This window comes from Bacillus sp. CH_48 (assembly GCF_038008465.1).
GTDB classification, from domain to species: Bacteria; Bacillota; Bacilli; order Bacillales; family Bacillaceae_G; genus Bacillus_A; species Bacillus_A thuringiensis_S.
In genome coordinates, this window is the sequence record NZ_JBBOZF010000001.1 from 2,774,993 (window position 1) to 2,798,832 (window position 23,840).

The window sequence follows — 23,840 nt, forward strand, 5'->3', positions numbered from 1 at the left end:
ATGGCAAAAGAATATGATTTAGTCATCGTTGGCGGCGGTACTGGTGGATATGTTGCTGCAATTCGTGCATCACAATTAGGATTAAAAACAGCACTAGTCGAAAAAGAAAATCTTGGTGGTACTTGTTTACACAAAGGATGTATTCCTAGTAAAGCTCTTTTACGTAGTGCGGAAGTATATGCAACTGCTAAAAAAAGCGAAGAGTTCGGAGTTATTGCAAGCAATGTAGAACTAAACTTTGCGAAAGTACAAGAGCGTAAAGAGAAGATTGTAACGCAGCTTCATAAAGGCGTTCAACATTTAATGAAACAAGGTAAAATTGATGTGTTTGAAGGTATTGGTCGTATTCTTGGCCCGTCTATTTTCTCTCCTATGCCAGGGACAATTTCAGTTGAACTTGCAAGTGGAGAAGAGAATGAAATGTTAATTCCAAAAAATGTACTTGTTGCAACAGGTTCTCGTCCAAATTCATTACCAGGTTTAGAATTAGATGGAGAATACGTAATGTCTTCGGATCATGCCCTAAAAATGGAAACGCTTCCTAGTTCGATTATTATCGTTGGTGGCGGTGTAATCGGTATTGAGTGGGCATCTATGCTTGCTGACTTCGGTGTAGAAGTTACAGTATTAGAGTATGCAAAAACGATATTACCACTAGAAGATCAAGACGTTTCAAAAGAAATGCAACGTCTATTCAAGAAAAAAGGTATTAAAGTGGTAACTGGTGCAAAAGTATTACCAGAAACATTGGTAAAAGATAATGGAGTAACAATCCAAGCTGAACATAACGGTGAGAATAAAGAATTTAAAGCTGAAAAAATGCTTGTATCTGTTGGAAGACAAGCGAATACGCAAAATATTGGCTTAGAGAACACAGATATCGTTGTGGAAAAAGGATACATTCAAACAAATGAGTTTTATCAAACGAAAGAATCGCATATTTACGCAATTGGAGATGTAATCGGTGGTTTGCAACTTGCTCACGTTGCTTCTCATGAAGGAATTGCTGCAGTAGAACATATTGCAGGGAAAGAAGTTACACCAATTGATTACTCTATGGTATCAAAATGCGTATATAGCAGTCCAGAAGTTGCTTCTGTTGGCTTAACAGAACAAGAAGCGAAAGAAAAAGGCTATAAGTTAAAAGTAGGTAAGTTCTCATTCCGCGCAATCGGAAAAGCACTTGTATACGGAGAATCAGATGGTTTCGTAAAACTTGTAGTTGATGAAGAGACAAATGACATTCTTGGTGTTCATATGATTGGACCACATGTAACAGATATGATTTCTGAAGCTGGTCTTGCAAGAGTACTTGATGCAACACCTTGGGAAGTAGCACATACAATTCATCCGCATCCATCATTATCTGAGGCGATTGGTGAAGCAGCACTTGCTGTAGATGGAAGAGCGTTACACGCATAAAAATGTGGATTTAGGAGGTTATGAAAAATGGCAGAAGTAAAAGAAAAGCGCCATGAAGAGCTTGGCTTAAGTGATGAGCAAGTATTAGAAATGTTCCGTACGATGTTACTTGCACGTAAAATCGACGAACGTATGTGGTTATTAAACCGCGCTGGTAAAATTCCATTCGTAATTTCTTGTCAAGGACAAGAGGCTGCACAAGTTGGAGCGGCGTTCGCTCTTGATAGAGAGAAAGATTATGCATTACCATACTATCGTGATATGGGGGTTGTACTAGCATTTGGTATGACAGCTAAAGAGCTTATGTTGTCTGCTTTCGCGAAAGCTGGAGATCCAAACTCTGGTGGTCGTCAAATGCCTGGTCACTTCGGTCAAAAGAAAAATCGTATTGTTACAGGTTCATCTCCAGTAACAACGCAAGTACCACATGCAGTTGGTATTGCACTAGCTGGAAAAATGGAGAAGAAAGATTTAGTAACGTTCGTTACATTTGGAGAAGGTTCTTCAAACCAAGGTGACTTCCATGAAGGGGCAAACTTTGCTGGTGTACACAAACTACCTGTTATTTTTATGTGTGAAAATAACAAATATGCAATCTCTATTCCGGTTGAAAAACAATTAGCATGTAAAAACGTATCAGATCGTGCAATTGGTTATGGTATGCCTGGATATACAATAGACGGAAACGATCCGCTTGCAGTATATAAAGCTGTAAAAGAAGCAGCAGATCGCGGTCGTCGTGGTGAAGGCCCAACTTTAATTGAAACAGTATCATATCGTTTAACAGCACATTCTAGTGACGATGATGATCGTGTTTATCGTGATAAAGAAGAAGTAGAAGAAGCAAAGAAAAAAGATTCAATTATAACATTCGCGGCTTATTTAAAAGAAGCTGGTGTGTTAACTGAGGAATCGGAAAAACAAATGTTAGACGAAATTATGCATATCGTAAATGAAGCAACAGAATATGCAGAAAATGCTCCGTATGCAGCACCTGAAGATGCATTGAAGCACGTATACGCAGAATAGGGGGGAACGTTTCATGGCTGTAATGTCTTATATTGATGCTATTACATTAGCAATGCGCGAAGAAATGGAACGCGATGAGAAAGTATTCGTTTTAGGAGAAGATGTTGGTAAAAAAGGTGGCGTGTTTAAAGCGACACACGGTTTGTATGATCAATTTGGTGAAGATCGTGCGCTTGATGCACCGCTTGCAGAATCTGCAATTGCTGGGGTAGCAATTGGTGCAGCAATGTATGGTATGCGTCCAATCGCTGAAATGCAGTTTGCTGATTTCATCATGCCAGCAGTAAACCAAATTGTTTCTGAGGCAGCAAAAATTCGTTATCGTTCTAATAATGATTGGACTTGTCCAGTTACAATCCGTGCACCATTTGGCGGGGGGGTTCACGGTGCATTGTATCATTCACAATCTGTAGAAGCGATGTTTGCAAACCAACCAGGTTTAAAAATCGTTATCCCTTCTACACCATATGATGCAAAAGGCTTATTAAAAGCAGCCATTCGTGATGAAGATCCAGTATTATTCTTCGAACATAAACGTGCATATCGTTTAATTAAAGGTGAAGTGCCGGAGGATGACTACGTATTACCAATCGGAAAAGCAGATGTAAAACGTGAAGGTGATGATATTACAGTTATCACGTACGGATTATGTGTTCATTTTGCTCTTCAAGCAGCTGAAAAGTTAGCACAAGATGGCATCTCTGCACACATTCTTGATTTACGTACTGTATATCCATTAGATAAAGAAGCAATCATTGAAGCAGCTTCTAAAACAGGTAAAGTTCTTCTTGTAACAGAAGACAATAAAGAAGGAAGCATTATGAGTGAAGTGGCAGCAATTATTGCTGAAAACTGTCTATTTGATTTAGATGCGCCAATCGCACGTCTTGCAGGTCCAGACGTTCCAGCAATGCCATATGCACCAACAATGGAAAAATTCTTTATGGTAAATCCAGATAAAGTTGAAAAAGCAATGCGTGAACTTGCGGAATTTTAATCGGGGGGACTATACATGGCTGTAGAAAATATTACAATGCCTCAGCTCGGGGAGAGCGTTACAGAGGGCACAATTAGTAAATGGCTCGTTAATGTTGGCGATCACGTAAACAAGTATGATCCGCTTGCAGAAGTAATGACTGATAAAGTAAATGCTGAAGTACCATCTTCTTTCACTGGTATTGTGAAAGAGTTAATCGCTGGTGAAGGTGATACGTTAGCTGTAGGTGAAGTAGTTTGTGTGATTCAAGTAGAAGGCGCAGACGAAGTAGCAGCAACAGCTGTTGAGGAAAAAACGAAAGAAGAACCAAAGGCAGCAGCAATTACGCCTGAAAAAGCACCGAAAGTAAAACAACCAACTGATGGAAAACCACGTTTTTCACCAGCTGTGTTAAAACTTGCGGGTGAGCATAACGTTGATTTAGATTTAGTAGAGGGTACGGGAGCAAACGGCCGTATCACTCGTAAAGATATTTTAAAGCTAGTGGAATCTGGAAATATTCCACAAGCAGGTGCGAAGAAAGAGGAAGCTGTAGCGGTAGTAGTAGAAGCTCGCCCAGAAGCACCAAAAGCAGCACCAGTAGCGCAAAAAGTAGAAGCTGCGAAACCAGTTTCTGTACCTACAATGCCTGGAGATATTGAAATTCCAGTAACAGGTGTGCGTAAAGCAATCGCAGCAAACATGTTACGCAGTAAACACGAAGCACCACACGCTTGGATGATGATTGAAGTAGATGTGACAAACCTTGTGTCATACCGTAACTCAATTAAAGGTGACTTTAAGAAGCGTGAAGGCTTTAACTTAACGTTCTTTGCTTTCTTCGTAAAAGCAGTGGCACAAGCGTTAAAAGAGTATCCTCAAATTAATTCAATGTGGGCTGGCGATAAAATTGTTCAGAAGAAAGATATTAACCTTTCTATCGCTGTTGCAACAGAGGAAGAATTATTTGTACCAGTAATTAAGCAAGCGGACGAGAAAACAATTAAAGGTATCGCTCGTGAAATTACAGAACTTGCAGGAAAAGTACGCACGAAATCGCTAAAAGCAGACGAAATGCAAGGTGGAACATTTACAATTAATAACACAGGATCATTCGGTTCTGTTCAATCTATGGGTATTATTAATTACCCACAAGCGGCTATTTTACAAGTTGAATCAATTGTAAAACGCCCAGTAATTATGGATAATGGTATGTTCGGTGCTCGTGACATGGTTAACTTATGTTTATCACTTGATCACCGCGTACTTGATGGTTTAATCTGTGGTAAGTTCTTAGGACGTGTTAAAGAAATTTTAGAAAACATGTCAGAAAACAATACATCTGTATATTAATAAAAAGCTCGCTTATGCGAGCTTTTTATCGTCTTATTTCTTCATCTACATCCTACTATATGTATAAATACCTTTCCCAGTAATCTTACAATAAACGATTATGTATTAGGAATTTACGAAAATACATTGCTGATATATGGTATATGGATATAAAATAAGAAAAGAATAATTTTTTTGGCAAATCTTACTGATGAAACTGTAGTATAATATATTGTATTGTATGAAAAAGAGAGTTATTCTATATAAGTGTTTTATAGATAATGTGTAATCAGTCGTCAAAACATGAAGAATGTTGACTCCTGGTTTTTTATTTTGCTGTAACAATGTTTCAGGAGGATGTCATGAAAAGAAGTACCGAGTTTCTAAAAAGTTTAGATGTAAAATTAATTTTAATTTTGTGTGCACTATGTGTGACGAGTATAGCTGCTATATATAGCAGTCAGCAAACGGGACAGTATGGAGCTGCAAACTTTGCTATGAAGCAGGGGATTAACTACATAATTGGGGTTATATTGTTACTTCTTATTGCTAGCATTGACTTAGATCAGTTGCAAAAATTGTCTTGGCCGCTTTATATTGCTGGGTTTGCTTCACTTATTCTTTTGAAAGTATTACCACCATCAGGTTTTACACCTGAAAAATTAGGTGCAAAAAGATGGTTTGTTTTCCCAGTATTTGGACAAATTCAGCCGTCCGAGTTTTTCAAAATTGCATTGCTTCTTGTAGTAGCGAGTATAGCAGTGAAACATAATGCACAGTATATGGCAAGGACATTCCAAACAGATTTAAAGCTAGTAGGTAAAATTATGCTAGTGTCACTTCCGCCTATGGCGGTTGTATATAGTCAACCGGATACAGGTATGGTGTTCTTATATGCTGCTGCAATTGCATGTATTTTATTTATGTCAGGTATACAAAAGAAATTGATAGCATTATGTACAGTTATTCCGTTGACCATATTATCTGCTTTAATATTTATTTTCTTTAAGTATCAAGATTTTTTCTATAATAATTTAGTTACTTTACTAAAACCTCACCAACAGTCGCGTATTGTAGGTTGGTTAAATCCATTTGAAAATGCAGATCAAGGTTACCAAACGCAACAATCGATTTTAGCTGTAGGTAGTGGAGGAATGGAAGGTAAAGGGTTTGGGGGAGGAAGCGTCTATATCCCAGAGAAGCATACTGACTTTATTTTCGCTACAATTGCCGAAGAAGGTGGGTTTATCGTAGCAGCGTTAGTTGTCTTCTTGTTCCTATTACTACTATATCGAACAATTATTATTGGTTATTCCGCTGATAATTTATTTGGTACATTATTATGCGCTGGATCGATTGGTATATTAACAGTTCAAATATTCCAAAACATCGGTATGATCGTTGGATTAATGCCTGTAAAAGGTATTGCATTACCTTTCTTATCGTATGGGGGAAGTTCCTTATTCTCGAATATGATTATGATGGGGCTCATACTATCGGTACGGAAAACTTATAAAAAATATATGTTTTCAGTTAAGTAAAAAAAGCTGGTTCGTTTTTAAACGAATCAGCTTTTTTACATATATGCTCATAAACGTTGCAAACTAAAACAGGATAGCAGTTTGAGACGGGTAAGGAGTGCAAATTGATGCATATGCATATTTTTGAAGGAGCACGGCATCTTTCTAATAGTGAATGGGTTATTCGGGCTATTATAGCATACATATTTTTAATATTAGTTGCGAAAGCGATGGGGCAAAGGTCTATCGCACAACTTCGTTTTTTAGATGTTGTATTAGTGTTATTGCTTGGTGGGAATATTTCTAACGCATTGTCTGATGAAAAAGTAGGGTTACTGGGCTCGATGATTACAACGTTCATACTCGTTGTACTTCATATTATAAGCTCAGTTTTAATGCTGAAATGGGATAGATGGAGACGCTTTTTAGAGCCAGCACCTATCATTCTTATACACAATGGTTCCATTGATTTTAGCAATTTGAAAAAGGCGAGAATTACGGCGGAATATTTATTTTCGGAACTTCGCATGCGAAATGTGAGCGATATTCAAACGGTTAAATTAGCATTATGGGAAGCGAGTGGCGTTGTTTCTATATTTCAGTATCCAGAATATGAAGCAGCTTCACGGCGGGATCTAAAAGTGGCGGGGAGAAGGTCTCCAGTTTCTTTCATTTTAGTGAAAAATGGAAGGATTCAACAGGACGTTCTCGCTTTAATAGGAAAAACAGAAGAGTGGGCAAAAGAGTTTTTAGAGAAGAGTGCGGAAATTGAATCCATTATGTTAGCTACAGTAGATGAATCACATAAAATAAATATTTTGTTAAAAAAATGAAAAATATACGCATTTTGTCGTTTTGTACATATGATACAATAGTGTGGACAATGAAAAAGGAGGCGATACGGTGGGATATGTAGAAGAATTACGAAAAATAGTTGGTCATCGCCCTTTAATTTTAGTTGGTGCTGTTGTACTCGTTATAAATGAAAATGGTTATGTTTTATTGCAGCAGCGGACAGAGCCGTACGGAAAATGGGGGCTACCTGGCGGACTAATGGAGCTTAGTGAATCACCAGAAGAAACAGCTTATCGTGAAGTATATGAAGAGACAGGAATAAAAGTGAAGAACTTGCGACTAATCAATGTATTTTCTGGAGCGAACTACTTTACAAAATTAGCAAACGGTGATGAATTTCAATCTGTAACAACCGCCTATTATACGGATGAATACGAAGGGGATTTTGTTATGAATAAAGAAGAAGCAGTTCAGCTTAAATTCTTTTCAGTAACAGAACTACCTGACTATATTGTGGGATCGCATAAAAAAATGATTGCTGAATATATGAATATTATGGAAAAAAAGATATAATAAAAGTGAAAGAAATACAAAAACACAGCTCTGGTTGGTAGTCCAGACGCATGATTTCATGTCAGTAACCTTCCCCTCCGGGATGTCCCGTATTTCTAATTTTTTAAAGGAGGGGCTGTCAATGGAGTTGACAGTATATCATGATGGCCAATTTTTTGTTGGAATTATTACATGCAAAGAACAAGGGAAATTGTATGGAGCGAGGTATATTTTTGGAGCGGAACCGTCAGATGAAGAAGTGCTTATGTTTGTGAATGGTTCACTTTTAGAGCATTTTCAGCATTTTGCAAAATGTGGTGTAGAAGTTAAAGAAAAACAGCGTCCTAAAAATATAAAGCGTATCATACGACAAACAGCAAAAGAAACAAATGTTAAACGTTTTACTAAGGCGCAAGAGGCGATTAGTTTATCTTATGAATTGCATAAACAAGAAAAGAAAGTGCAGTCTAAGGAGAAGCGAGAAGCTGAAAAAGAAAGAAGACGTTTAATTAAAGTACAAAAAGCAAAGCAAAAACATCGTGGTCATTAAAGAAAAGGTGTTAGAGCAAGTGCTCTAACACCTTTTCTATACTTAAATACAAGTAAACTTACTTGTATTTCATAAACATTAACTGGTAAGATACAAATAGGTAGTTTTAGAGGAGGGAAAAGAGTGATTAATTTTAACTTTTTTATGAATGATGTTGTCCGCCAAGCGCGTGAAGAGATTGTCTCTGCTGGATATACAGAATTGACGACGCCGGAAGCGGTAGAAGAAGCGTTTAAAAGAAATGGAACAACACTTGTAATGGTAAACTCTGTATGTGGTTGTGCAGGTGGTATCGCTCGTCCTGCTGCTGCGCATTCCGTACATTATGATAAACGTCCTAACCACCTTGTAACGGTGTTTGCAGGTCAAGATAAAGAAGCGACAGCAAGAGCGCGTGAATATTTCGAAGGGTACCCACCTTCTTCTCCATCATTTGCTTTATTAAAAGATGGAAAAATTGTAACGATGGTAGAGCGTCATGAAATTGAAGGTCATGAACCGATGCAAGTTATTGCAAAACTACAATCGTATTTCGAAGAGAATTGTGAAGAACTATAAAAAATAATAAAAAAGGCGGCACGTCCACAATCAAGTGGATGTGCCGCCTTTTTTATTTATTATTTTAATTTCTGAGATATGCATAGTTATGTTATTTTATGCATTATTTTATACACGACAAAAAGCGTTTATATTGTTATTTTATTTATTTTTATTTTATATATTGCATAAAAATAAAAGTGCTGATACAATACAAACATCGAATAAATATTCTATTAAACTTTTAAATATACATTATTAGGGGGAAGAAAGATGAAGAAGTTATTATCAATATCGTTTGCACTTATTTTAATTGTAAGTATATTCAGCGCTTGTAGTAATGGGGAATCGAAAGAAACAAAAGGAAATAAGAAAGTACTCGTAATGGGGACTTCAGCAGATTATAAACCATATGAATACGTGGAAGCTTCAAAAAGTGATGAAATTATTGGTTTTGATGTTGATGTTGCTAAATATATCGGAAAAGAACTTGGGTATGAAGTGAAAGTGAAAGATATGGACTTTGGTGGTTTATTAGCATCTCTTAGTTCAGGAAAAGTTGATTTCGTAATGGCAGGTATGACGCCAACTGCAGAGCGTAAAAATAATGTTGATTTTACAGATATTTATTTTGTTGCGAAAAATATGGTCGTTTCTAAAAAGGATTCTAATATTAAATCTGTAGAGGATTTAAAAGGGAAAAAAGTAGGAGTACAAACAGGATCTATTCAAGAAGAGAAAGCAGCAGAATTTAAAAAACAAGTAGATTTCCAAGTTGAGGGACGTGACCGTATACCAGAAATCGTACAAGAAATTAAAGCTGGTCGTTTTGACGCTGCAATTATAGAAGACACAGTTGCTAAAAATTATTTAGAGAAAATGAAAGATTTAAAAGGAATTGAAATTAAAGAAGCGCCAGAAGAAGTTGGCGCAGCAATTGCCCTTCCGAAAAATAGTGATAAAACAGCTGAATTTAATAAAGTAATTAAAAAAATGCAAGAAAATGGAGAAATGGATAAATTAGTGAAGAAATGGTTTGGCAGCGAAAAATAAGCTGCCTTTCACTTTTCTTTGAGGGGAATGAAAAGGATGAACTTAGATTTTTCGGCGATTACGCCTTCGATACCATATATACTAAAAGGTTTAGAAGTTACTTTGAAAATTGTAGCAGTATCAGCTTTAGCAGGATTTATTTTAGGAACATTATTAGCACTTTGTAAAATTGCTAGAATACGAGCGTTAAATATAGCAGCAGATTTTTATACATCAATTTTTCGTGGTACACCACTTGTATTGCAATTAATGATTATTTATTTCGGCGTCCCGCAAATAATTGGTTATGAAATACCAGCATTCTTAGCAGCTGTACTTGCATTTAGCTTGAATTCAGGTGCATACATGTCAGAAGTGATTCGTGCTGGTATTCAAGCAGTTGATAAAGGACAAACAGAAGCAGCGATGGCTTTAGGGATACCGTACGGAAAAATGATGAGAAATATTATTTTCCCTCAAGCATTAAAAAATATATTACCAGCTCTTGTGAACGAATTTGCGACACTTACGAAAGAATCGGCTGTAGTAACAGTAATAGGCGCGACTGATTTAATGCGTCGTGCTTACATCGTAGGCGGTGAGACATTTAAATATCTTGAACCATTACTTTTTGTTGGACTCATTTATTATATGTTAGTCATTATTCTTACATTAGTCGGGAAGGCAATTGAAGGGAGAATGAAGAAAAGTGATTAAAATTGAAAACCTTCATAAATCATTTGGTAAAAACGAAGTATTAAAAGGAATTACAACAACGATTGAAAAAGGGGAAGTAGTTGCAATTATAGGACCTTCTGGATCAGGAAAATCAACATTTTTACGTTGTATGAATATGTTAGAAGCACCAACGGATGGTCACATTTGGATTGGAACGGAAGAAGTAACGAATTCGAAAACGAATGTTATGCATGTTCGTGAAAATGTCGGTATGGTATTTCAGCATTTTCACTTATTTCCTCATATGACTGTATTAGAAAATATTACGTATGCTCCTATCAATGTAAAAGGGGTAACGAAGCAAGAAGCTGAAAAGAAAGCGGAGAAACTTTTAGAAAAGGTTGGATTAGTAGATAAAAAAGATACGTATCCGAATCGTCTTTCGGGAGGACAAAAGCAACGTGTAGCAATTGCAAGAGCGTTAGCGATGGAACCGGAAGTTATGTTATTTGATGAACCGACATCGGCGCTAGATCCAGAGATGGTGAAAGAAGTGTTAGAAGTTATGAAATCGTTAGTTACGACAGGAATGACGATGGCTATCGTTACACATGAAATGGGCTTTGCAAAAGAAGTGGCAGATCGTGTTCTTTTCTTGGACGGAGGAAAGCTTGTAGAAGATAGTGTGCCAGAAGAATTTTTTGCAGCGCCGAAAAGTGAACGTGCGCAACAATTTTTACAAAAAATATTGTAATATGAAAAGGTTATGTGAATAATAAGTAGAAAAGGATGACATTGTGTCATCCTTTTTTTATACTAACTGTAAATACGTTTATACATATAGGAGTAATGATATGTTTAAAATTGGATATCGTACAGTAAAAACGGCAATTGGGACAGGCGCGGCAGTTTTTATTGCTCAGTTATTAGGATTAGAATTTTATAGTTCAGCGGGTATTTTAGTTATATTGTGTGTACAAAATACGAAACGTAAATCACTGCAAGTATCAATACATCGTTTTTTAGCTTGTATATTATCAATGGTGTTCGCGTTTTGCATTTTTGAAACAATTGGATATACACCACTAGCAATTAGTGTATTATTACTTACATTTATTCCGACTGCAGTTATGCTCAAAATTCAAGAGGGTATTGTCACGAGCTCAGTTATTGTTATGCACCTGTATTCATTGAAGCAAATTACATGGCTTATAGTTGGAAATGAAATTGCTATATTAACGATAGGGATTAGCGTGGCTCTATTAGTGAATATGTATATGCCGAGTAGTGAAAATAAGCTAAAAGAGTATCAAGATAAAATAGAGAGTAATTTTAAAACGATTTTGTTTGAAATGGTTGTGTATTTACGAAATCGAGAAAGTAGTTGGAGTGGAGCAGAACTCATTGAAACCGAGAATATGTTAAATGAGGCAAGAGATTTATCGTTTAAAAAACTTGAGAATGCATTTATGCGAGAAGATGATTATTACTATCGTTATTTTAATATGCGTATGCAACAATTCGAAATTTTAGAGCGAATGATACCACTAGCAGCTTCTTTATCGTGGACATATGAACAAGCTGACATGATTGCAGATGTTGTTGAAAACATTGGTAATGCTATTAGCCCTGAGAGTACTGGCGTTATTTCCTTAAGGCAGCTTCAAGAAATGAGGGAATTATTTAGAGACATGCCATTGCCAGCTACACGCGAAGAATTTGAGATACGTGCGAAACTTGTTCAACTTGTGTATGAAATGGAACAATATTTACTCATTAAAAGTCGCTTTAAGGGAAAGGATAATATAAAAGAACTTATATAGAAGGTAGGAATTATCTATGCCGTATCTTCTCTCTATCATATTATGTCTTTCTTTATCGCCGCTTTGGCCTCTTGGGGAGAATCCACGTGCCGGAGATCCTTTTATTATTGTAAATAAAGCAACGAATAAATTAGCTTACATTGACGATGGAAAGATTCAAAAGGTTTTTCCAGTAGCGACAGGGAAAACGAATGAATTAACTCCAGAAGGAACTTTTGATGTTGTAATGAAAGCGAAGGATCCATATTACATTGCGAAGGATATTCCAGGTGGATCGCCAAAAAATCCACTTGGATCAAGGTGGATTGGATTTAATGCAAGAGGAACTGATGGAAGTAAATATGGAATACATGGAACAAACCAACCGAGTTCAATTGGAAAGTATATTTCACAAGGATGTATAAGAATGAAGAAAAACGATGTGGAATATTTGTTTGATCGTATTCCAATTGGAACGAAAGTATGGATTGTGAAATCGAAAAAATCATTTCAGCAATTGGCAAAAGAAAAAGGAGCCGTTGCATATGAAAAAGCCAACGAAAAGGTTGGCTTTTTCTATTGTAATAAGTTGTCTTGACATGTGTACATAACCATGCGTTAATGAAAGTATAGAAAGATAAAATTAGATAAAGGGGTTGCTCATATGTACTTGAATCCAAAACTTTCGTATATGCAGTTTTTTATGGGATTTCTATTTGTTATTACATTCATATTGGCAACTTTTAATATATGTTCTTATCTTGTAGCGATTGTATGTATGGCATTACTTAATCTCACTTTTGTTATTGGAGCATTTCAGCAGAAACAATATACAAGTTTTGTAATAGCACTTGTAATGTCATTTTCCTTTAGTATTGTAGCGATTGTGTTTTATATAAAATAAACCATCTCGATGTCGAGATGGTTTATTTTTTCATGTGTAAAAAGTAAAAAAAGGACGAACACATCGCCCTTTTTACCAAAACATACTCGCGCCAGCAAGTAATGTTGTTACAAGCATAGAAATTAGCATCACATAAACCATAATTTTTTGAGCTTTTTTATGCATCGTTATACCTCCTTGCAAATCAGTACAATTTCATTGTAACGAGAAATGAAATTATGGACAAGGGGAGAGTGAGGACAAAATTCGGGAGGGGATTGCAAAATATAACAGGAAATTTGAGTGTGTATAGAGAATATAGTTAAAGGATATATTGTTAATTTTTAGTTGGGCAAGCTGAAGAATGGAGATACGATGATGAAAATATACGAAACAGATCGTTTATACTTAAGGGAAATAGATGAGTCGTATGCTGAAACAGTTCTTCAATATTACGACAGAAATCGTGAATTTTTAAAAGCTTGGGAAGAGTATAGACCGGATGATTTTTTTACGCTAGATTATCAAAAGAAAAAGTTGCAAAAGGATAGAAAAGAGTTCGAAGACGGGAAAATCATCAGACTATGGATTTTTAAAAAGGGTGATGATACAAAAATAATTGGGTGTATTTCATTTAATTTAATCGTTCGTGGCATTTATCAATCTTGTGTACTCGGTTATAAATTAGATAAAGCAGAGTTAAACAAAGGGTATACGACAGAAGCACTTAGAAAAGCAATTCAAGTTGCTTTTGAGGAATTTCAGTTACATCGTATAGAAGCTCCGATTATGCCTCGTAATTTAGCATCTATACAAGTGGTGACGAAGATAGGTTTTCAATATGAAGGCGTGTCTAGGAAGATGTTAATGGTAAATGGCGTGTGGGAGGATCATATGCGCTGGGTATTGTTAAATGAGTAATAGAAAGCAGATGGTTATCTAGACATGTAAACCATCTGTTTTTTGTCTTGTATTTCGAAACTTTTGCGAAATTCTGTTATAATTAGTAGTGTTACATACATAATGGTAGTGCAGGAGGCGCAGTCTTATGATTAATCAAGAACGTTTAGTAAATGAATTTATGGAATTAGTACAAGTAGATTCTGAAACGAAATTTGAAGCAGAAATCTGCAAAGTATTAACGAAGAAATTTACAGATTTAGGTGTAGAAGTATTTGAAGATGACACAATGGCTGTAACTGGTCATGGTGCAGGCAACTTAATTTGTACTTTACCAGCAACAAAAGATGGTGTTGATACAATTTACTTTACTTCTCATATGGATACAGTAGTTCCTGGTAATGGAATTAAGCCTTCTATTAAAGATGGATATATCGTATCAGATGGTACAACAATTTTAGGTGCGGATGATAAAGCTGGATTAGCATCAATGTTCGAAGCAATCCGTGTTTTAAAAGAGAAAAATATCCCTCACGGTAAAATTGAATTTATTATTACAGTCGGAGAAGAATCAGGTCTTGTTGGTGCAAAAGCTTTAGATCGTGAGCGTATTACAGCGAAATATGGCTACGCATTAGATAGCGATGGAAAAGTTGGTGAAATCGTTGTTGCAGCTCCAACACAAGCGAAAGTGAACGCAATTATTCGCGGGAAAACAGCTCACGCTGGTGTAGCGCCGGAGAAAGGTGTATCTGCAATTACTATCGCAGCGAAAGCAATTGCGAAGATGCCACTTGGTCGCATTGACTCTGAAACGACTGCAAATATTGGACGTTTTGAAGGTGGTACACAAACGAATATCGTTTGCGATCATGTACAAATCTTTGCAGAAGCTCGTTCGTTAATCAATGAGAAAATGGAAGCACAAGTTGCGAAAATGAAAGAAGCATTTGAAACAACTGCAAAAGAAATGGGCGGTCATGCAGACGTTGAAGTAAACGTTATGTACCCAGGATTTAAATTTGCTGATGGCGATCACGTTGTAGAAGTTGCAAAACGTGCAGCTGAAAAAATTGGTCGTACACCTTCTCTTCACCAAAGTGGTGGCGGAAGTGATGCAAACGTAATTGCAGGACACGGTATTCCAACAGTTAACTTGGCAGTTGGTTATGAAGAAATTCATACAACAAACGAGAAAATTCCTGTTGAAGAGTTAGCAAAAACAGCAGAATTAGTTGTTGCAATTATTGAAGAAGTAGCGAAGTAATGGAATAGAAAAAGCGTGTAAATCAATTGTGATTTACACGCTTTTTATTTTGACTCGATTGCTTTGACAAGACGTATAAGCCAATATAAGAAAAACTATGGAAGTATATACGTTGTTGCTATATGTACTAGACGAGGGAATAATCCTAACGTATTCATATTGAAAATCGGAAGTAGTAAATAATTAATTGCAATGATTAATATAACTACAAGGAATGTATAGTTGAGTTTGGCCCGCTATTTGCCGGGCAGTAAGCCCCCCACCTCAAAATTCAGCGAAAGCAAAGAAGTTAGGTGGGGATCGGGCTGCTTGTAAAAGTCCAATTGGTGAGGGCTAATAATCAGTGGGGGATGAATAACCCCCCCACTGATTAAAGTTTCACTTTATTAGTTGATTTCATCATAATCAGCCCCTTTCACATATATATCCTCTTTATATCGATTATAAAAAAGAACAAGTAATTATTATAACTATTGTGCAAAATTTGATATAATAAAAGAACGAACGTTCTGATCAGGGGGTGAGTACTATGCGAGAAATGTATCCGAAAAATGGTCGTGTTATTTTACATGTAGATATGAATTGCTTTTTCGCATCTGTTGAAATTGCTCATGATCCATCATTACAAGGAAAGCCATTAGCGGTTGCTGGAAATGAAAAAGAGAGAAAAGGAATTATAATAACATGTAGTTATGAGGCGAGAGAATACGGAATACGTACGACGATGCCCCTTTGGGAAGCGAAAAGATTATGCCCGCAATTAGTTGTAAGGCGTCCTAATTTCACATTATATCGCGAAGCTTCATTTCAAATGTTTCAAGTCCTTTCCCGTTTTACAGAAAAGATACAACCAGTCTCAATAGATGAAGGATATTTAGATATTACAGATTGCTATGCACTTGGTTCGCCTCTTGAAATAGCAAAGATGATGCAACAAGCACTATTAACAGAGTTACAGCTTCCGTGTAGTATCGGAATCGCTCCAAATCTTTTCCTAGCAAAAACAGCTTCTGATATGAAAAAACCTCTCGGTATTACCGTGCTTCGAAAACGTGATATTCCAGAAATGATTTGGCCACTTCCAGTTGAAGCAATGCATGGGATTGGAGAAAAAACAGCTGAAAAATTAAATGAAATTCATATACATACAATTGAACAGTTAGCGAAGGGAGACGAGCATATCATTCGCGCTAAAATTGGCAAGCACGGTATTGATTTACAAAAGCGTGCAAAAGGTACGGATGATAGGGAAGTGGATCCGAGTCAAATGGGCCAACATAAAAGTGTCGGTAACTCGATGACTTTTTCAAAGGATATGGATGAAGAGAAAGAATTACTTGATATGTTAGAACGGTTATCAAAATCAGTGAGTAAAAGATTACAAAAGCGAACCCTTGTCAGCTATAATATTCAAATTATGATTAAATACCATGATAGGCGAACAGTAACACGGAGTAAGCAATTGAAAAATGCGATTTGGGAAGAACGTGATATTTTTCAAGCAGCATCCCGTTTATGGAAGCAACATTGGGATGGTGATTCCGTTCGTTTACTAGGTGTTACAGCTACTGAAATAGAGTGGAAGACAGAATCGGTGAAACAATTAGATTTGTTTTCATTTGAAGAGGATGCGAAAAAAGAACCACTACTTGCTGTCATTGATCAAATTAATGATAAGTATGGAACACCAATTTTACAACGAGGTAGTCAACTACTACGTAAGCAAGAGAAGTCGTTTCAACAAAAGTTAGAAAATAAGTTTATGTAGAAGGTGTCATGAAGTAGTAAAATCATGACACCTTTCATTTTTAACTTGCTTCTAAATCTAATGAAGTTTTCCAACCAGCTGCAGTAACGCCAGATTCTAATAGCATTCTACTTACTATTTTTTCAATTAAGATAGCCGCATTTGTCTTGCAATGTAATGTAGCCTGTATACACACCTTTCGATTAGAATCTACGTCTTCGCTATACAACTCTTTTAAACCGAGCCCTTCTGTACTTACCATATGCATAAGTAAAAAACGAATATGTGCTTCATTTTCTTCTGAACAAGTAAGGGAAAGTAAGTAGTTTGTTTGTTCTGGTGATTCTTTTTTTGATTTTTTATTCATAAAAAGAGCAATTGGGCGAAGGAGTATATTTGCTAGTAACACGCCGGCTGTACCTAATATAGCTGCAACGAGGAAACCGGCGCCTGTAAGAGTACCGACAGCAGCTGCACACCATAAAGTAGCTGCCGTATTTAGCCCTCTAATACTAAAACCATCGCGGATAATAACGCCAGCCCCTAAAAAGCCAATGCCACTAACGACTTGAGCAGCAATGCGGGATGGGCTAGCATCATGATCAAGCATGACGGATAATAAAACAAATATACAGGCACCAAGTGATACGAGAGCATTTGTCCGTAACCCAGCCATTCTGTGTCTCCATTGTCTTTCCATTCCAATGCAAGCTCCTACAATACTTGCTATAACTAATCTGAATACAATGTCGTACCATACCATCATGGTCACCTCCATATATAAATATGTGTTATGTCTTTTAGAATGAGCGGGGAATATCCACTCATTCTTATTTTTACAACCAGCTACGAAACTTTTTAATATAAAGCTTTTTTAGGAATTGTGTTAAAAAAGCGTAGCCTAATAGTATTCCTACTAACCAAGGAAAGTAGTTAAGTGGCAATGCTTGTAAACCAACGGCTGCACCAAGTGGTGAGAATGGAATATAAATCCCGATTGCCATAATAAGAGCGGTTAATAAAACGACTGGTGTTGATGCAGTGCTTTGAATAAATGGAATCTTTTGTGTTCTTATCATGTGAACAATTAAAGTTTGTGTTAACAATCCAACGACAAACCAACCGGACTGGAATAATGATTGCTCGCTCGGTGTATTTGCACCAAATACATTCCACATGACTACGTATGTGATAATATCAAATACGGAACTAATTGGGCCGATACAAATAATGAAGTTTCGTAAGTTTGCAGTATCCCATTTTCGTGGTTTTTCTAGAAACTCTTTATCCATTTTGTCCCATGGAATAGAAAGTTGTGAAATATCATAAAGTAAGTTTTGAATTAAAAGGTGAATGGCAAGCATCGGTAAAAAAGGAATGAAAGCACTTGCTACTAACACGCTAAACACATTACCGAAGTTAGAGCTAGCTGTCATCTTAATATATTTTAAAATATTTCCGAATGTAGTACGTCCTTCTACAATCCCGGCTTCTAATATAGTTAAACTTTTTTCGAGTAGAATAATATCAGAAGCTTCTTTCGCAATATCAGTAGCAGTATCAACAGATATTCCGACATCAGCTTCACGTAATGCTACAGCATCGTTAATGCCGTCTCCCATGTAACCTACAGTGTGTCTGTTTCCTTGTAATGCGTGTATAATGCGAGATTTTTGCATTGGATTAAGCTTCGCAAATACAGTCGTTTCTTCAGCAAGTTTTGCTAATGCTTTATCTGGTAAAGAATCAATCTCGTAACCGAGGATTGGTTCGCCGATATCTAATCCAACTTCTTTACAAACTTTTCGTGTAACAATTTCGTTATCGCCAGTTAAAATTTTTACTTGTACACCATGCTTTTGTAATGCTTGAATTGCAGCTGCTGCAGATGGTTTCGGTGGATCTAAAAAGCCGATATATCCAGCGAGAATCATATCAGTTTCGTCTTTTACTGCGTACTCTTTATCATTTATGTTTCTATCTTTTTTATAAGCCACAGCAATAACCCGCATACCTTCACTATTCAATGTCTCGCTTAGTTTTTTGACATTTGAGCGTATTTCCTCAGTGAGTGTAACGATTTTTTTATCCACTTCAGTGTAGTTGCAAATTGATAAAATTTCTTCTACGGCACCTTTACAAACCATTGTATGTTCACCTGAAATATCTTTTACGATGACTGACATACGCCGGCGGGCGAAATCGAATGGAATTTCATCTAGCTTTTGAAAAGCTGATGGGTCAAATGTATTGTTTTCCTCTGTATGCTTAATAACAGCTTTATCTATTAAGTTTTTCAATCCAGTTTGATAGAAACTATTTAAATAGGCAAATTGCAAGACACGATTGCATTTATTTCCATTAGAATCTAAGTGACGAACAAGGACAACTTTATCTTCTGTTAAAGTTCCGGTTTTATCTGTACAAAGAATGTTCATAGCACCTAAGTTTTGAATAGAATTTAGCTGTTTTACAATTACTTTTTGTTTAGACATGTTAACGGCACCTTTAGCTAAATTAGCAGTTACAATCATTGGTAACATTTCAGGTGTAAGACCAACAGCAACGGCAATAGCGAAGAAGAAAGCTTCTTGCCAATCTCCCTTTGTGAATCCGTTAATGAGAAGGACGATAGGCGCCATAATAAGCATGAATGTAATTAAGAGCCAGCTTACTTTGTTTACACCTTTATCAAAGCTTGTTTCTACACGCTTTCCGATTACCTTATTTGCTAAAGAGCCGAAATACGTATCGGTACTTGTTGAGATGACAACAGCTTTTGCGCTACCACTTACAATATTTGTTCCCATGAAGCAAAGGTTTTCCATATCGAGTGGATTGTAATTTTTTTTCATGTTTTTCGGTAAGATATGCTTATTTTCTGTATGGTAGCAGTGTTCGTATTTTTCTATAGGAAGTGCTTCCCCTGTCAAAGAAGATTGATTAACAAATAAATCTTTAGCGGATACAACACGCACATCAGCTGGAACGATATCACCAGCTGAAAGGGAAATAATATCGCCAGGTACAAGCTCTTCAATTGGAATTTCTGTTGTGTAATTTCGATTTAAATTCGTTACATTTTTTGTTTCATGTACAAATCCATTTATTCTAAATACGCTCGCAGTTGTTCGAACCATAGCCTTTAAATTATCGGCAGCTTTTTGAGAACGAAATTCTTGGGAAAACCGAATCGTTGCACTAAGTAGTACCATTGCAGATACGACAATTGTTCCTTGTATGTCATCTGTGAAAAAGGAGAGTGCCCCAAGAGCTAATAAAACGAAAATAAATGGATTTTTAAATGCCAGCAGAAATTGAATGTACCACGGCGCCATTTTATTATGAGCTATTTCGTTCGGACCGTATAAAGAAAGTCTACGAGCCACTTCTTGTTTAGATAATCCATCTTGTGTTGTTTCTAGAAGTTTTAACGCAGAGATTACATCTTGTGTTGCAACCTCCACTAATAATTCGTTATTTGTTTTCATGCTATCTTGCTCATAAGCATGCTTTGTTTCTTGTCTTTGTAAATTAAACATCGGTAGTTCCTCCTCTGTCATGAAGGAGGAAACAATCTGTTACCTAACTAACTATTTGAAATGGTGAGGAACAGTTTCTTTCCTACCTACATGATGAAATATGAATGTAAAACGTATGGGTATCTGGGCCGAATCATCAATTGCCAACTGTTCCTCACCTCCGTACAATTTAGTAGTTTCTGAATATGCTATGTTTGTTTCATAGTAAGGTGCATATAGACGTAAAAAGACCTTTACTCAAAACGAGTAAAGGTCTGAATTCGCAGTTAAAAGAGTCCACAACAAAGACTGCTAGTAGACATAAATAAAAACAGTTTTTGTGTATGACAAAATACATGCACCTCTCCCTCGTTGAGTTTTAGCACTGTATAGCATAGGTACTGAAACCAGCTACGTTAAAAAAGGCCTTCATTCCGACCTTTCCTGTTGACCCATTGGCGTCTCTCGACATTTTTGGGCAGCAGCGTTTCTCTATACAGGAGCCTCACCTAACAGAGACCATATTCAATTACATGTTGAATGTTAGCACTGTAAAATCGTAGTGTCAATATCTTTTTTATCTGTGTTTTTAAAATATTAAATGGATTTATAATAGATATATGGGATGAAATACATGATATTAATTATAAATAATGTGGAAAATAAATATTTTTATAAAAGGGGAATTTGTAATGGTACCACAAAATTTTATTATAAATATTGAGAATCAAAAGTGGTTGTTTAATGAGCAGGAAGATTTATGTTCTCACGGGGAAATTTATTTAAATGTGGATGGAACGATTATTACGCGGACAGGTATGGATGAGGAATGGGGAATAAGTGAATCAGCTTTAGCTCTGTTACGAACTTTAGATAAAGAATATATTTGTGATATTGAAAATGAAGAGGGGCTTATTTTGCACGGATGTGGCACTATGCTCATGTTAGGATGCCCAATTTCAATTCATTGGACTATAAACCATATAGGTGAAAATGTGGTTTTAAAGGATTTTGTCAAAGTTATTTCTACTGATCAAAAGGCTATATACTATGAAGGGCTTCATATAGAATTGAATGAAAATGAATATAGAAAACAAATTGTTTCTTTTGCACTACAAGCAAAAGAATTATTTAATAAATCAAGTGAAAAGATAATTTTAAATGAGCTTGAGCGAAGTATGTATACCGACTTTTGGACGGAATATGATCATTTGTTAAATAAGTATAAATAAAAAAGCACTGTAACCAGTGCTTTTTTATTATAGATTACGAGATTGTAGGGTTTTCAAAAATAACAATCTCTGAACTGTTTGTAGTTGAAACGCGTTGGGCGTAATATGTTAAAGCTGAAGAAATATATGCTGGTAACGTATCATTTGTATGTGATGTTGTATATTCATGGATTAATTCCTTTAAAGTTGTCCATTCTAATTGTGCTGGGTGATCAGACACGAAAGAACTTACCCAGCGATCAAATGAAGATGAAAAATCAGTTTGTAAACGAAATACTTCTTTCATAATAAAACGCTCCCTTAAAATGTAGTATAATTATTTTACCACAAAACACGAACGATTGGTAAATTTTTTAAGTATAACGTTCGTGTTATATAGTTGTCTAGATGATTGGTTATGTAAATTCGATTTGCCATTTGAAATAACATTCCGTAAGATGAGAGATAGAGTATATTTAGAGCTGGAGGAAAGAAAGTGGAATTTGTATTTTTAGGAACTGGTGCAGGTGTTCCTTCAAAAGGAAGGAACGTTTCAGCAATTGCTTTACAATTGTTAGAAGAACGAGGACAGACTTGGTTATTTGATTGTGGCGAGGCCACGCAACATCAAATATTACATACATCGGTACGTCCGCGCCGCATTGAAAAAATATTTATTACGCATTTACATGGCGATCATATTTTTGGATTGCCTGGTTTATTAGGTAGCCGTTCATTTCAAGGAGGAACTACGCCTTTAACGGTGTATGGACCGAAAGGAATTAAACAATTTATTGAAGTGGCATTATCGGTAAGTACGACACATGTGAAATATCCACTTGAAGTTGTGGAGATAACAGAAGAAGGTACCGTATTTGAAGATAATGAATTTTATGTAGAAACGAAAAGATTGTCACACGGTATAGAATGTTTTGGATATCGTATTGTAGAGAAAGATATACAAGGTGCTCTTTTAGTTGATAAATTGCTTGAGATGGGTGTGAAACCAGGTCCAATCTTTAAACGTTTAAAAGATGGAGAAGTAGTTGAATTAGAGGATGGCACGATATTAAATGGAAATGAGTTTATCGGCCCACCTCAAAAAGGAAGAATTATTACTATCTTAGGTGATACGCGATATTGCGAATCGAGTAGGGAGCTTGCGCAAGATGCAGATGTACTTGTCCATGAAGCGACTTTCGCAGCAGAAGATGAGCAACAAGCGCATGATTATTTTCATTCCACATCTAAGCAAGCTGCGAGCATTGCACTTCAGGCAAATGCGAAGCGATTAATCTTAACTCACATTAGTTCTCGCTATCAAGGAGATACATATAAGGAATTATTGAAAGAGGCAAGAGAGTTGTTTTCTAATACAGAAATAGCGACAGATTTGAAATCATTCCCAGTAGAAAAATGATAATTTTGTAAAAAATGGTAACGATGGGTTACCATTTTTTTATGTCTAAAAAAATTTAAAAATAAAACTGTTATTATTTTATGCTTATACTTGGATGATACAGAAAATTAGAATGGTTTGAATATATACGATAAAAATACGAAATAATGATTATTTAGAAAAACTGTTATATAAGTCAGATGACATACAAGTGATACAAATAGCAGGAATGGACTTTTATTCAGAACTTTTAAAATTCAACAAAAGTAAGCGTTTTATAAAAAACAAGCTATAATGAGGGCAGATTATAATTTATGATAAGTCACATGCTTTTTAGTTATTATCGTAACAAGTGAAGTTGACTAAACCATGAGAGAGTAACATGAGAATTATAATAGGAAAGATATCACTTGTTTATGCTATGCTTGCAATGGCTTCTGTGTTAAACTTTGGATTGCTACCAGACTTTATTGTGGATTATCTTATATCATTTTTTTAATGAAAATAATACTAAGATTCTTATGTATTATGATAACTGGTATTATTTCAGGTTATATTGGATTACTTTTATTCAAAAATTATCCAATTCATACAGCAGAACAAATTCGTGGTACAACTGGAAAAGCGACAGATGTAGCAGCTTAATAGAATAGTAGAATAAATTTTTTTCATAGAGGTTTAGGGGGA

Annotated in this window: 24 protein-coding genes and 1 riboswitch; of the genes, 20 read left to right on the top strand and 4 right to left on the bottom strand. The window is 36.0% G+C overall.

The window, feature by feature from the left end:
- The 15 genes from lpdA (at position 1) to N2V92_RS14110 (ending at position 13,129) form a co-directional block, all read left to right on the top strand.
- Positions 1–1,422, top strand: coding sequence for a dihydrolipoyl dehydrogenase (gene lpdA / locus N2V92_RS14040; RefSeq protein ID WP_001051295.1), 1,422 nt, complete (start codon positions 1–3; stop codon positions 1,420–1,422).
- Positions 1,423–1,449: 27 nt separating this feature from the next.
- Positions 1,450–2,451: a 3-methyl-2-oxobutanoate dehydrogenase subunit alpha gene (gene bfmBAA, locus N2V92_RS14045; RefSeq protein ID WP_000852551.1), complete on the top strand. Its 1,002-nt coding sequence runs from the start codon at positions 1,450–1,452 to the stop codon at positions 2,449–2,451.
- Positions 2,452–2,464: 13 nt separating this feature from the next.
- Entirely contained in the window at positions 2,465–3,448 is a 984-nt protein-coding gene (gene bfmBAB, locus N2V92_RS14050; RefSeq protein WP_000290071.1) for a 3-methyl-2-oxobutanoate dehydrogenase subunit beta, read from the top strand.
- Positions 3,449–3,463: 15 nt separating this feature from the next.
- A complete protein-coding gene (locus tag N2V92_RS14055) occupies positions 3,464–4,780 on the top strand; it encodes a dihydrolipoamide acetyltransferase family protein (protein ID WP_000257646.1) in 1,317 nt (438 codons plus the stop codon).
- Positions 4,781–5,121: 341 nt separating this feature from the next.
- Positions 5,122–6,300 (top strand): FtsW/RodA/SpoVE family cell cycle protein, encoded by a 1,179-nt coding sequence (locus N2V92_RS14060; RefSeq protein WP_016077258.1) that lies wholly within the window; start codon positions 5,122–5,124, stop codon positions 6,298–6,300.
- A gap of 107 nt (positions 6,301–6,407) precedes the next feature.
- Entirely contained in the window at positions 6,408–7,112 is a 705-nt protein-coding gene (locus N2V92_RS14065) for a DUF421 domain-containing protein (protein ID WP_000550956.1), read from the top strand.
- 70 nt (positions 7,113–7,182) lie between these two features.
- Complete coding sequence (locus N2V92_RS14070; protein WP_000542552.1) at positions 7,183–7,647, top strand: NUDIX hydrolase; 465 nt, start codon at positions 7,183–7,185, stop codon at positions 7,645–7,647.
- Between the two features lie 121 nt (positions 7,648–7,768).
- Positions 7,769–8,176 (top strand): YjdF family protein, encoded by a 408-nt coding sequence (locus tag N2V92_RS14075; protein ID WP_000424202.1) that lies wholly within the window; start codon positions 7,769–7,771, stop codon positions 8,174–8,176.
- 144 nt (positions 8,177–8,320) lie between these two features.
- Entirely contained in the window at positions 8,321–8,734 is a 414-nt protein-coding gene (locus tag N2V92_RS14080; RefSeq protein WP_001979317.1) for a BrxA/BrxB family bacilliredoxin, read from the top strand.
- Between the two features lie 252 nt (positions 8,735–8,986).
- A complete protein-coding gene (locus tag N2V92_RS14085; protein WP_000735462.1) occupies positions 8,987–9,766 on the top strand; it encodes a transporter substrate-binding domain-containing protein in 780 nt (259 codons plus the stop codon).
- A 36-nt stretch (positions 9,767–9,802) separates the two neighbouring features.
- Positions 9,803–10,462 carry an amino acid ABC transporter permease gene (locus tag N2V92_RS14090; protein ID WP_001046915.1) on the top strand — a complete coding sequence of 220 codons (660 nt, stop codon included), beginning with the start codon at positions 9,803–9,805 and terminating at the stop codon, positions 10,460–10,462.
- Positions 10,455–11,177 (top strand): amino acid ABC transporter ATP-binding protein, encoded by a 723-nt coding sequence (locus N2V92_RS14095; RefSeq protein WP_000590207.1) that lies wholly within the window; start codon positions 10,455–10,457, stop codon positions 11,175–11,177. The genes N2V92_RS14090 and N2V92_RS14095 overlap by 8 nt, the downstream gene beginning before the upstream one ends.
- 100 nt (positions 11,178–11,277) lie before the next feature.
- Complete coding sequence (locus N2V92_RS14100; protein WP_016077259.1) at positions 11,278–12,246, top strand: aromatic acid exporter family protein; 969 nt, start codon at positions 11,278–11,280, stop codon at positions 12,244–12,246.
- Between the two features lie 16 nt (positions 12,247–12,262).
- Positions 12,263–12,823, top strand: a complete 561-nt coding sequence (locus N2V92_RS14105) for a L,D-transpeptidase (protein ID WP_016077260.1) — start codon at positions 12,263–12,265, stop codon at positions 12,821–12,823.
- A gap of 66 nt (positions 12,824–12,889) precedes the next feature.
- Positions 12,890–13,129: a DUF3894 domain-containing protein gene (locus N2V92_RS14110; protein ID WP_000281167.1), complete on the top strand. Its 240-nt coding sequence runs from the start codon at positions 12,890–12,892 to the stop codon at positions 13,127–13,129.
- Between the two features lie 72 nt (positions 13,130–13,201).
- On the opposite strand, the gene prli42 is transcribed toward N2V92_RS14110, so the two are convergent.
- Complete coding sequence (gene prli42 / locus N2V92_RS14115; RefSeq protein ID WP_000549037.1) at positions 13,202–13,294, bottom strand: stressosome-associated protein Prli42; 93 nt, start codon at positions 13,292–13,294, stop codon at positions 13,202–13,204.
- Positions 13,295–13,483: 189 nt separating this feature from the next.
- Between prli42 and N2V92_RS14120 the strand changes: the two genes are divergently transcribed.
- The 3 genes from N2V92_RS14120 (at position 13,484) to N2V92_RS14130 (ending at position 17,043) form a co-directional block, all read left to right on the top strand.
- A complete protein-coding gene (locus tag N2V92_RS14120; protein WP_014894891.1) occupies positions 13,484–14,029 on the top strand; it encodes a GNAT family N-acetyltransferase in 546 nt (181 codons plus the stop codon).
- 127 nt (positions 14,030–14,156) lie between these two features.
- Positions 14,157–15,275, top strand: a complete 1,119-nt coding sequence (locus tag N2V92_RS14125; RefSeq protein WP_000609803.1) for a tripeptidase T — start codon at positions 14,157–14,159, stop codon at positions 15,273–15,275.
- Positions 15,276–15,804: 529 nt separating this feature from the next.
- Complete coding sequence (locus N2V92_RS14130; RefSeq protein ID WP_001208861.1) at positions 15,805–17,043, top strand: DNA polymerase IV; 1,239 nt, start codon at positions 15,805–15,807, stop codon at positions 17,041–17,043.
- A gap of 40 nt (positions 17,044–17,083) precedes the next feature.
- Here N2V92_RS14130 and N2V92_RS14135 read toward each other — a convergent pair whose 3' ends face one another.
- Together N2V92_RS14135 and mgtA are read right to left on the bottom strand one after the other, a co-directional pair.
- On the bottom strand, positions 17,084–17,785 hold the full coding sequence (locus tag N2V92_RS14135) for an MgtC/SapB family protein (protein WP_016077261.1): 702 nt from the start codon (positions 17,783–17,785) through the stop codon (positions 17,084–17,086).
- 73 nt (positions 17,786–17,858) lie between these two features.
- Positions 17,859–20,564, bottom strand: coding sequence for a magnesium-translocating P-type ATPase (gene mgtA / locus N2V92_RS14140; RefSeq protein WP_016077262.1), 2,706 nt, complete (start codon positions 20,562–20,564; stop codon positions 17,859–17,861).
- A gap of 335 nt (positions 20,565–20,899) precedes the next feature.
- A riboswitch (M-box (ykoK) riboswitch) is annotated at positions 20,900–21,067 on the bottom strand.
- Between the two features lie 168 nt (positions 21,068–21,235).
- Between mgtA and N2V92_RS14145 the strand changes: the two genes are divergently transcribed.
- Positions 21,236–21,775 carry a hypothetical protein gene (locus N2V92_RS14145; protein WP_000249065.1) on the top strand — a complete coding sequence of 180 codons (540 nt, stop codon included), beginning with the start codon at positions 21,236–21,238 and terminating at the stop codon, positions 21,773–21,775.
- Between the two features lie 34 nt (positions 21,776–21,809).
- On the opposite strand, the gene N2V92_RS14150 is transcribed toward N2V92_RS14145, so the two are convergent.
- Complete coding sequence (locus N2V92_RS14150; RefSeq protein ID WP_000665709.1) at positions 21,810–22,061, bottom strand: DUF3932 family protein; 252 nt, start codon at positions 22,059–22,061, stop codon at positions 21,810–21,812.
- Positions 22,062–22,250: 189 nt separating this feature from the next.
- Between N2V92_RS14150 and rnz the strand changes: the two genes are divergently transcribed.
- Positions 22,251–23,174 carry a ribonuclease Z gene (rnz, locus tag N2V92_RS14155; protein ID WP_042595645.1) on the top strand — a complete coding sequence of 308 codons (924 nt, stop codon included), beginning with the start codon at positions 22,251–22,253 and terminating at the stop codon, positions 23,172–23,174.
- The last annotated feature ends 666 nt before the right edge of the window (positions 23,175–23,840 follow it).